The sequence below is a fragment of the Clostridium rhizosphaerae genome (genome assembly GCF_016765585.1).
Taxonomy (GTDB): Bacteria; Bacillota; Clostridia; order Clostridiales; family Clostridiaceae; genus Clostridium_AT; species Clostridium_AT rhizosphaerae.
Window position 1 is genome coordinate 20,849 of the sequence record NZ_JAESWC010000017.1, and the last position, 10,936, is coordinate 31,784.

Annotated in this window: 10 protein-coding genes; 6 read left to right on the top strand and 4 right to left on the bottom strand. The window is 27.5% G+C overall.

The window, feature by feature from the left end; all coding sequences use genetic code 11:
- Nucleotides 1-489 precede the first annotated feature (489 nt).
- From JK636_RS18610 to JK636_RS18620, 3 genes are all read left to right on the top strand, one after another.
- Nucleotides 490-1,368 (top strand): type II toxin-antitoxin system PemK/MazF family toxin, encoded by an 879-nt coding sequence (locus JK636_RS18610; RefSeq protein WP_202750483.1) that lies wholly within the window; start codon nucleotides 490-492, stop codon nucleotides 1,366-1,368.
- 451 nt (nucleotides 1,369-1,819) lie between these two features.
- Complete coding sequence (locus JK636_RS18615; protein WP_202750484.1) at nucleotides 1,820-2,413, top strand: recombinase family protein; 594 nt, start codon at nucleotides 1,820-1,822, stop codon at nucleotides 2,411-2,413.
- 13 nt (nucleotides 2,414-2,426) lie between these two features.
- Complete coding sequence (locus JK636_RS18620) at nucleotides 2,427-2,729, top strand: hypothetical protein (RefSeq protein ID WP_202750485.1); 303 nt, start codon at nucleotides 2,427-2,429, stop codon at nucleotides 2,727-2,729.
- Between the two features lie 154 nt (nucleotides 2,730-2,883).
- On the opposite strand, the gene JK636_RS18625 is transcribed toward JK636_RS18620, so the two are convergent.
- The 4 genes from JK636_RS18625 to JK636_RS18640 all read right to left on the bottom strand — a co-directional run bounded on the left by JK636_RS18625 (nucleotide 2,884) and on the right by JK636_RS18640 (nucleotide 6,322).
- Nucleotides 2,884-3,552 carry a reverse transcriptase-like protein gene (locus tag JK636_RS18625; RefSeq protein WP_202750486.1) on the bottom strand — a complete coding sequence of 223 codons (669 nt, stop codon included), beginning with the start codon at nucleotides 3,550-3,552 and terminating at the stop codon, nucleotides 2,884-2,886.
- Nucleotides 3,553-3,632: 80 nt separating this feature from the next.
- Nucleotides 3,633-3,902, bottom strand: coding sequence for a hypothetical protein (locus JK636_RS18630; protein WP_202750487.1), 270 nt, complete (start codon nucleotides 3,900-3,902; stop codon nucleotides 3,633-3,635).
- 550 nt (nucleotides 3,903-4,452) lie between these two features.
- Nucleotides 4,453-5,358 (bottom strand): ParB/RepB/Spo0J family partition protein, encoded by a 906-nt coding sequence (locus tag JK636_RS18635; RefSeq protein ID WP_202750488.1) that lies wholly within the window; start codon nucleotides 5,356-5,358, stop codon nucleotides 4,453-4,455.
- Nucleotides 5,342-6,322, bottom strand: a complete 981-nt coding sequence (locus tag JK636_RS18640) for an AAA family ATPase (RefSeq protein ID WP_202750489.1) — start codon at nucleotides 6,320-6,322, stop codon at nucleotides 5,342-5,344. The genes JK636_RS18635 and JK636_RS18640 overlap by 17 nt, the downstream gene beginning before the upstream one ends.
- A gap of 510 nt (nucleotides 6,323-6,832) precedes the next feature.
- Between JK636_RS18640 and JK636_RS18645 the strand changes: the two genes are divergently transcribed.
- From JK636_RS18645 to JK636_RS18655, 3 genes are all read left to right on the top strand, one after another.
- Nucleotides 6,833-7,429 (top strand): MerR family transcriptional regulator, encoded by a 597-nt coding sequence (locus JK636_RS18645; RefSeq protein WP_202750490.1) that lies wholly within the window; start codon nucleotides 6,833-6,835, stop codon nucleotides 7,427-7,429.
- Between the two features lie 659 nt (nucleotides 7,430-8,088).
- Complete coding sequence (locus JK636_RS18650; RefSeq protein ID WP_202750491.1) at nucleotides 8,089-9,120, top strand: replication initiation protein; 1,032 nt, start codon at nucleotides 8,089-8,091, stop codon at nucleotides 9,118-9,120.
- A 366-nt stretch (nucleotides 9,121-9,486) separates the two neighbouring features.
- Nucleotides 9,487-10,839: an MmcB family DNA repair protein gene (locus JK636_RS18655; protein ID WP_202750492.1), complete on the top strand. Its 1,353-nt coding sequence runs from the start codon at nucleotides 9,487-9,489 to the stop codon at nucleotides 10,837-10,839.
- Nucleotides 10,840-10,936: the final 97 nt, after the last annotated feature.

Sequence of the window (10,936 nt, forward strand, 5' to 3'; positions counted from 1 at the left end):
ATTTTTATCTACTATACTTCTATCTTTTTATAAACCCATTTGTAAAATAGTTTCACTATAAATAAAGGGAAAAATTAAAAATTTAATAGATATGTCTTTTGCAAGCATTGACAGCGTTATAACACTGTATATCTTTGAAATCCAAAAACTCTTAATATAAAAGACAGGATAAGAAGTCGGACAACTATATAACACATTACAGGCAAAACCTGTAATATCAATAATTATAAAAGGTAAGACTTATAAGCTTTTCTATTTTAATAAGTCTTACCTTTGTATTTAAAGAAAGAGAAAATACTATAGATGGAAATGAAAATAATTAAATTAATAACTTATGGCCTTATAGGAATAATAGTAGCTCTGTTTGTTTATATAGCAATAAAACGACAACTTAACTTTAGACCTCTTTATATATTCAGCTAGAAGTAGGCACTTTATGATGTTATATTTAATAGTGAGATTTATTTACTAAAGAGAGGGGGAAGAGTTTTGACTCAATATAATAATTTTAGTAAGACAACAACTCAAGACCTTAATACTTTGCATAAGGTTATAAGAATTACAAATTTAAATAACCTTACGTATGATCAAGCTAAAATATCTACTGAGTATGGAGCATTTTTGCCAGTACTTAATAAGGGAGACATGGTTAGATGTGAGTTTGTTGGAATAGGAGAAGAAATAGATGATACACATTATGCCATTGTATGGAAGGCTCCAGCAAATAATGAAACAATAACAGTAATACCTGTAACCAGTACTGAGCTAGAGAACAGACAATATCAATTCAGCATTGGATTAGTGGAGAATTTTATAACTGTGAGAGGATCTACTGTAATAAAACCCACATATGTGTATTTAAACAAGATGCAAGAAGTATCTAGAAAGCGCATTACGCCATGGACTTATGAGAATACTTCAGGGGGGTCAGAAATCATAAAACTAAATAAGGAACAAATAGATAGAATAAATGATGCAATTAAAGTTTTCTATTTGGACTTTAACTATCTTGAAAAAGCTATACTAGAAAATGGACTTCAATTACCAATTAAGTACCCAGAATATATATTAGACAATGCGTTTAGGCCTATATATCACTATATACTTGATAATAGTGATCGGAAAGAATTTAAAGCCAATTTTATGTTTCAAAATGGATTTACTGGAGAAATTAAGATGTTTTATCCAGGAGACACAAGTAGTGTAAGAGGTCTATGTAAATATATAAGGTATGATTATAAAAGAGGAAAGTTCAGAGAAAGGATAATAAAGGCACTTTTTTCAGGAGACAAAAACAGAGTATTAGAAGCAAAAACTATAATAAATCAGCTTTATTCTGAGTTTTTAGCGAAAAAAGGGACTTGCTAGCTTGTCCTATATATGATACTATTAACTCATCCAATATGGATACGATATAAAGATATTAATTTTAATGGCCCAATATGGGAACGATATTAATTATAATAGGGACAGTGGATATATAAAATTCTGCTGTCTTTGTTATATATTCGAAATTTTTGGTAATACTATTAGGTGCAGTTAATATACTGTAGTAGATGGCCCGATATGGGAACGATATTTTAATGGCCCAATATGGGAACGATATAAAGTTATAGAAAGCGTAAAGTTTATTGCTTTACGCTTTTGTTTTATTATCTATGTATCAAAAAACTATAATTAAATGATACACAAGGAAATAATAAGAAAAACAATAATAAACAGGCTTAAACTGGTCACAAAAGTGTCTCAATGCGTTTGCATAGTTTTTTGATACACATTACAATAAAAGTATAGAAAATACTGTGTAGGAGAGTTAAAAATGAGTGCTTACGCTTATATCAGAGTATCAACCAAAGAACAGAATACAGATAGACAGCATGAAGCATTAAAGGACTATACAAAACAAAATAAAATAAATATTAAAGCTATATTCGAAGATAGAGCTACGGGTAAGAACTTTGAAAGATCTCAATATCAGTTATTAAAAGAAACTGTAAAAAGCGGTGACAGTATTGTAATAAAGGAACTTGATAGACTTGGACGTAATTTCATGGATACACCTAAAGAGCTGCAGTACTTCTTTGAAAGAGGTATTAAGGTTATAATACTTGATACACCCTTAATTAATACCGGTGATGATAAGCTGGACTACACTATTAATAATATGCTTATAGGCTTTTTATCATATATAGCAGATAAAGAAAGAGAGAAGATCCAGAGCAGAGTAAAAGAGGGCCTGGTAAATGCAAAAGCAAAAGGAGTTAAACTAGGCAGACCTGAGAGAGAGCTTCCAAAGGACTTTGAGAAGTATTATAAAAAGTGGAAAGCTAACGATATAACAGCGGTTGAGTTTGCAAAGCTTTTAGGAGTAAGCAGAGCAACGCTTTATAGATATATAAAAGAATACGAATAAGCGGAGGATAATAATGGAAATTTCAAATGAGTTTAAAATGAACTTTGAAAATATACTGAAAGACTTTGGGTATATACTTGTAAGTAAAGATGACGAAAAGAAAACATTTGATATAAAGTTTACAGAGGAAAAAAAGTTTGAAAAGTGTAAAAGCGTTGACTTTGACTTAAGTCGTTATGAGTTTAATTTAAATGATATATTTACAGTTAAAATAGATGAAGTTGGCTTTGATGGCCATGGTAACTTATATATTTGTTTAGATCAATTAGACGGTGGTTGCTGGGACGTTTTAGAATATACTGAACTTTACCTATAAGCAAGGATAAAAACCCTGGTTTTCTTTTTTATATATTAAAGAAACTAATGTAATAAAATTTAATTTTTGAAAAGAAAAACAGGTATTTTGACCCTACCCAATTTGATTATAGATGGATTCTTACTGTCTATCAAATTGGATTAGGGTTAGAAACTTAATAATTGTTAGTATTATTATAATGTACATTTATAGTTGAACTTAACTTTTCAGCAGCCATAATATGTTTACACTTCTTTCTTTCCCACCATTTTTGACAGGTAAAGAAACGACAGGTACAAGAACCTAATTCTAAATTAACAGTATAATTTTTATTCTTATCTTTACTACTTTCAGCGATATATAAATTATCACCTATGTATTTAACATTGATTTTTTTGGATCTATACTCAGTATACTTATCTAAAAAAGGTTCTTTAGTTAACGAGTGCGCAGATATATTTAGATTTCTAGGAATCCATACTAAAGAAATATTATTAAATCTAGTCATAAGACTTATAATAGCTGTTATATACTCAGGAATAAATTTATTGGTTTTTTTCTTGATTTTTAAATTCTTCTTTTTAATTATATTATTAACTTTATCTACAATATCTTTACTATCACTAAAAATCTTAATTTCATCATCTTCATTACAAAGTAAGCTGAGATTCTTTAGAGTCAATATTACAGCTTGCCCTTCTGCATAGTTTGTGCCTCCACTAGGTCCTATACATTCAGATATCTTAATAGTTTTAGCTTCAGATACATTCAATATTTGAACGCCTAAGGTCATCCCAACTGCTTCGTTATTACTAGCATCACAATTACAAATGTAGGTACCCATCTTACACCTCATAAATAAATCATTTATTTATCTATTAGTTTATATAATTAAAAAATATCTTACAAGTTTAAATATATATTTTAAATAACTTCTTTAATAGCTCTTTTGGGGTTATCACAATAGTAATTTTCAAGTAAAGCACTTAAACCATATTGAGAGAAAGTTTTTCTGTTTATCTTTTTTGTATCATTTCTAAGTTTGCCAACCAGCCATGTTATCGCTAATACTCTATTATTCTTGTCTTCCCATGTTCCCGATGGAATTTCGCTATTAATAAGTTCCCAGGGATACATACACTCTGGATATGCAGCATCAACTAATTTATATAGGCTTGGATAATATGTATACAAAGTTAGTAGTCCTCTTTCTTTAAGTGTTTCCCAGCTTAAATTTTGTTTTATATCCTCAATACTCCAATTAAGCTCAATTTCTAATACATAATGTGGTAACACAGCTATTGCTATAATATATAAACATGGGAGTAGCTATCACGGACTAGGCAGTGGTTGCAAAACCTGCGGAACTTGGCACACATAGATTGTTCTATGAAATATTTGGATATAAATAAACACAGTTTAGTAATAAGTTTTTTAAAAATTTAGCATACACCTGTAACTAAAATAGGTAAAAAAATATTAATCATAAATCATGTGCCTAATAAGAATAAAAAGCAGATACATCTTTTGAATATTTTTTGCTAGAGTGATTTTCTAATACTTCAGTAGGATCAACTATTGCCCTGTAAAATTCCTTTTTCTCTTTAAAAATATATTCTTTATGCCTTTTAGGCTGTAACTAAATGTTTGTTAACCTAATATTAGATTTATAAACTGAAACAGTTACAGTTTATAAATCTAATATTAGAGATTTCTATAAAATAAATGTTACTGTAACAAAACCTTACTTAGAATCTCTACTAACTCTTTCATTAAGCCAAGTATTTACATATTCTTTAAATTCTTTCTCTAGATAGGATGGAATTTCCAATGATACCTTAACAAACCTTGTTAAGGCATCATTGGATAACATTTTTAATATTTCCTCTTTTTCTCCATGTATATTAATTTTACTTATAGTTTTATTATCAAGCTTATCACTATGTCTTAGATATAGCTCTTCCTGGAATTCTGAATCAAAAGCTGCTAATTTTAATCCAGCTTTTAGTGAAATCGTGCAATTATCAATACTTTCCATAAATTCGGGAATTAAATTATTTATTTTATAATAGTTATAAACCATTCTCTCAGAAATACCATACTGGTCAGCTATAATAGCAGCTGTATTCTTACCTTCAGAATTTCTTTTTTTTCTTCCTAACTGATTATATTTAACAACTATAGATCTTGTTTTTTCTGCAGTTGAAAGCTGCCTTTGTACGAAGTTTGTGTCTATAATTATAGATTTTGCTTCATCTTCAGATAACTGGTTTTTCTTTTTTATATATGCATAAATTTTTCTATACTTATCATCCTTGGTATTTTCATATAAAAGCCTAAATGCCTTTACTCTGTTATGGCCAGCCAATATCATATAGTTATCTTCTTGCTCCCATAATATAATTGGACTTAATAAACCATTTTCAAGAATTGATTCTATTAATTCACCCATTTTTTGTTTGCTAAGTGGCGAATAAAAATTCCAATCCTTTGGAGCTTCAACAAGTTTATCTAGCTCTACCTGAACTACATCCATACCGGTTGTGATATTTTTAATATTTTCAGCTGCTAACATTATTTCATTCTGTTCATTTTCTTGAGATTTCCTTAATCTATTGATAATATCTAATTTCTTATCTTTTGCTGACAACTTTCACAACCTCCTTGGCTAAATCTCTATACTGTTTTGAAATTCTACTTGTTGTATCTGCACACATTACAGGTATACTCTCAAGCTGTGCTTGCTTTATTTTTGTATCGACACCAATTCTAGTTTTAAATATTTTATCTCCAAATATCTCTTTAACTATATCTTCACAGGTTTCTGTGATTTTCTTTTCACGAAGATCATATTTGTTTATAACAATACCAGCAATATCAAGTTTTTCATTTGTTTTCTTTATAGAGTTTATATATTTGACCAATGTATCGAGTCCATCTATAGCAAATATACTTAACTCTATTGGTATAATTACATATTCAGATACATTTAAAACATTATAATTAAGTATCCCTAATACAGGATTTGTATCAAAAATTATAAAATCATATATCCCCTGGTTTATTATATTTTTAAGCATATGTTTTAATATGCTTTCTCTTTCAACCTTTGTAAATAAAAGCATTTCGGTTGTAGACATGGCTAAATCTGATACAATAAAGTCAATATTAGGATAGCTTGTCTTATGTATATAATTAATTAAATCATCTTCTTTTTCTATTGCTAAACCTAAATGCATTGGATTCTTACTTAGTCCTAAGGAATGTGTTAAATTCATCTGCATATCTGCATCTATACATAATATCTTATAATCCATTTCAGAAAGTGCATAAGCTATAGACCCACATACACTTGTCTTACCAACCCCACCTTTATTATTAACCACACTTATAACTTTTGTATCCCTATATTCTGGATTATATACTTCATCTAATTTTAATCCTAAAAGCTCTGCAATCTTTTCAAGAGTCTCCACAGTACTATCACTTCTTCCTGTTTCTAACGCTTTTATAACACTTATTGAGACCCCAACTTTCTCAGCTACTTCTTTTTGAGTTATATCCAACTCAATTCGCCTATTGTGTATTTTATCAAAATAAATTTTACCTTTCATACCCCTATTCTCCCCTTGTTCCAAAATATACTACTTGCGATAAGCATAGCATAAAATACAAAAAGTTTAAACTTCTAATACAAAAAAGTTTAAACTTTTTGTATTTTTTATAATTTTTAAGTACTACACTACAGTGATTTAACCTAAATATGATTATAGTTAATGCGAATAGTAGTACTATCATTGAATTTCACAGGACTAATATAAAAAATAATACTAACTATAATGATTGCCTATCCAATATTTACATCTATATCTAAACCTTGAAACCATTATGAAGTTAATTGTTAATTTAATAAAACATAAATTATTAAAAAATTTTCACTCCTACATATCATTTATACTTACATTTTATGGAAAAATACTGTAATATTAATATAGTCGTTTTTAGTTAATTTAATATTATTTAAAGATGCTTAACAATGTTTATTAACACTCAACCGTTGGATTTATTGCTTTTATTAACAGCTAATAAACTTTGTTATATTAACAAATGGGGTGAGAAAACTTATGAATGAAAAAAATAATAAACTTCATACTATAGGGGATGTGTGCGAAGCGATTAATAAAAAAGGCTTTAAAGACTTTAAAACTCATAATCTTAGGTACCTTGAAAAAGTATTAGATGGAGTTTTTGAAATTAATAGAGATGAATACTTAAATCGCCTATACACTGACGATGATATATCTAAGATTGAAATGATTTTACGACTTAAAGATCAAGGCTTAAATTATGCTGCTATTAAAAGTATATTACTTCAATCAAAAACAAAAGAAAGTCCTTCTGATGAAGTGGCTTCCGAGATAATTATTGAGAATACAGCTGAAGTACAAGAAAAAGATATAATTATTCCTCATGGAAATATAGAAATATTTAAAGAGATTATGAAAAGCATAATTACTGAAAGTATACAATCTTCTATTACACCTAAGATAGAAGATCTGAGAAAAGACTTAGTAGACTTAAAAATACAAAATATTGATTTAAAGATAGCTTTAGAAAAGCAACAAGAAGACCATTTTAATCATCTGGATGAAAAATTAATTAAGTGGAGAGAAGAAAATAATAATAAAAATAGGCCTTGGTATAAAAAATTATTTATTTAGATATTTTTTAGTATTAATCCATATATAAGAATTTATAAAGGGGGGTCGCCCTTTATTTTTTTAAACTACTAGTACATAAATAAGTTTTCAATAAATTTATTTAATCTTTATATTTTTATAAGTATAACTATTTTACGGTTATTACAATATAATTTAAATGTTATTATAATTTCATTGTAATGTTATTACAATGCTATTTAATATTATTTGTTTTTAAATGTAATTATAGGATAAGGATTCCACATGGTATTCCATATAGCACATATTTTTCTATCATATGGAATAACAATTTTAAAAAGTTGTCTAAAGAATTTATTAAAAAATAATAAAACAACAACGATAGATATATTTGTGTTGTTTTAAATTGTTTTATAACAACAGTTTTAATAGTTTTCGGAGGCTTGTACACATTGAAAATGCGATCATTTAGATACTTAAGTATAACTAATTTACGGCTAAATATAACCAATATACGTCAAAATCAGTATTTAAATATAACTTAATTACGTTTAAGTATAACTAATTTACGGCTAAATATAACTTGATTACGGTCATTTTTTATTTAAATATAACTTATAAACGGTAAGTATAACTAATTAAAAAATAGTTATTGATAACATGTTTTTAATAAGGTATATTTAAATTGGGGTGAAAAGGATATGCTAACTGACTTAACTAATTCTAAAAATAATTGGATATATCAATCTAATAAACTTCTTGAGTCTAGTTATACACTTACTGTACTGGAACAAAAGATATTACGAATATTGGCATCCATGATTAAAAAAGATGATGTTGATTTTAAGGAATATGAATTTAAGGCTTCAGATTTAGCAAAGATAATGGGATCTAAGAATAATAAAAACATATATAGGGAATTAGACAAATTAACAGATATACTTATGACTAGAGTTGTAAGAATTAAAAACATGGATAACAATAATTTTGAGAAATATCATTTCGTTGAGGTAGTAAAGTATAGTGATGGTATTTTAAAACTTAAAATTAATCCGGAGATGAAACCTTTTTATATTAATTTAGACTGGTATACAAAGTACCAATTAAAAAACATATTACAGTTTAAAAGTACATATTCATTTAGATTTTATGAACTTCTTAAGCAGTATCAAACTATAGGATCAAGATCAATCTCAATAGAGGATATTCGACTTAAACTAGATATAAAAAAGGACGAGTATCCGAAATATGCCAACTTAAAACAAAAAGTTATCATACCGGCTCAAAAAGAAATAAATGAGAAAAGTGATATAAGTTTTGAATTCCATGAAATAAAAGAAAGTAGAAAAGTTGTTGCGATAAATTTTAAAATAACTAATACAAAAATTGAACAAGAATTACTTATAACCTCGGATACCCGTCCAGATAGTAATAGAGATAAGATTCAAGAGGTTAAATCTATAATTATTGAGGATATTACAGAGCTTGAAGTATCTTCGATATTAAATGCTGCTAAAGGTGATGTAGATATAATAAGAGAAAAATATGAAATTGCAAAGGTTTCAGATAGAATAAAAAATATTGTTTCTTGGATGCTTACAGCAATTAAAGAAGATTATCAATGGCCAAAGGGTAAGAAGAAAGCAAGTACTTTTAATAATTTTGAACAAAGAAAATATGACTTTGATAGCTTAGAAAAAAAGCTTTTAGGATGGGAAGAAGCTGCAGAATAGTATTTGAATTATATATGATATTATTTGGTATGTATAATGTTTTTAAATTATTATTAGAGGCTATTTATGTAACTCGCCTTAATGCTTAAATTAATAAAGTTTATAAACTGAAATAGTTTCAGTTTATAAACTTTATTAATTTAATAATACTATTATTAAGAATATGGGTATGGCAGTTATATAAAAAAATTGAGAGTTTTATAGTTAGTGAAGCTCTTTATTGATTTATATAGAACACAAAAGGTAAAGAAATAGAATCCAAGAATCGGGACAGAAGGGATGCATAATATATAAATTTGGACAAAAGAAGAAGATTCACTCAATAAACATATAGCATATTTACGTTAAATCATGGAGGCGATACTATTGATAAATGGTACTGATGCAAAAAGTATAGAAGCTCTTAAGCTTTTAGATACTGGAAAACCTGTATCGGAATTGATGTCCATATTAAATCTCTCTCTGGATCAAGCTAAAAAGCTTTCCCAGCTAAATAAACTCTATGCTCAAGCTTCAGCACTCCCAGATAGCTTATATTTAAAGTTGAAGGATTTAGGCCTCAAAGCTTTAGTTTTAAAAAGTATATTTAAAGAAAATGATATGGAAGGATTAAGAGAAATACTTGAGAGTATTTCTGTAGATATAAAGAGAAGCGATTTGGAAAAACTGCCTCAGGCAATATATGAGAAAAGAAAACATTTCGAGAAAACGAAGATTGCTATTAATAGCGAACTAGAACAACTTAGTCTTAAAAAATCTCAGATAGAAGATAAACTTGCAGAGTTGAAATTAAACAAAGATGCACTAGACCAATCATTATATTTTATAAGGTGGGCATCAAATGAGGCAAAAATTTTTTTAATGGAACATCTAGGATTTTTTAGAGATGAAATTGTCTTATATAAAAGACTAGATATAAACTGGCAGAATGCTTTAAAGAAAAAAGGAATATTATATTATGATGAAGAAAACTATATTTGGATAGTAAATGATATACACCATCTGATACGAGATACGGAAAAGAGAATTAAGAATAATCGAGATATTAAATATGATTATAAAAAAGCAAATGGATTATTTGAACATTATTATCCTATAAATGCTGAATATAAGAATGTTACCAGACTAGACTTATCTATTTCTAATTTAATCAAGAAAAATGAAAATGAATTAAAATTACTAGAAGAAGCCAAGAAAAATTTAAAGAAAAAAATAAGTGATTTAAAAAGTAAAAGTCCAAAGGATTTTTTGCAATCTATAGTTATATCTAACGAATTAAGTAAGAAAGATATAGAAACTCATGCCACATTACAAAACTTTGCTATGAAGTGGCTTTATGAAAATAATAACATTTGTACTTCCGAGCTGTCAGTAGATAATTATAGATTTGATGTAGCAGGATACAATCAAGAGTTATCGATAACTATAGTTGAGGCCAAAGCGAGTATAGAAGATTTCAAAAGAGATATAAAGTGGCAAGGATATTTAAAGTATTGTAATAATTTTTATTTCATTTTTAATGATTTGGACTTCAACTTTAATATGGGAATTATATTACCAATCGCAAAACAAACAGGTATTGGAATTTTAATTGTAAAAAAAAATAAACTAGAGGTAATTCTAGAGTGTAATTATGAAAATAATAGAATAACTTCTAAAGATAAAATTATATTTAATATCGGCAGATCTGCATGTAGAAGACTAATTTATGGATTTTAGTGCACCGTGCACCTTTGTGGTTATTAGCTATAAAATTTTATTTATATAACCCAGCAATATTCAGTAAAAAAAGATATTGTTGGGTTATATTTATGCT

Excerpts from the sequence above, each read along its gene's own strand:
- JK636_RS18645 (WP_202750490.1), top strand. The coding sequence starts at position 6,833 with ATGAATGAAAAAAATAATAAACTTCATACTATAGGGGATGTGTGCGAA.
- JK636_RS18620 (WP_202750485.1), top strand. The coding sequence starts at position 2,427 with ATGGAAATTTCAAATGAGTTTAAAATGAACTTTGAAAATATACTGAAA.
- JK636_RS18625 (WP_202750486.1), bottom strand. The coding sequence starts at position 3,552 with ATGGGTACCTACATTTGTAATTGTGATGCTAGTAATAACGAAGCAGTT.
- JK636_RS18650 (WP_202750491.1), top strand. The coding sequence starts at position 8,089 with ATGCTAACTGACTTAACTAATTCTAAAAATAATTGGATATATCAATCT.
- JK636_RS18615 (WP_202750484.1), top strand. The coding sequence starts at position 1,820 with ATGAGTGCTTACGCTTATATCAGAGTATCAACCAAAGAACAGAATACA.
- JK636_RS18640 (WP_202750489.1), bottom strand. The coding sequence starts at position 6,322 with ATGAAAGGTAAAATTTATTTTGATAAAATACACAATAGGCGAATTGAG.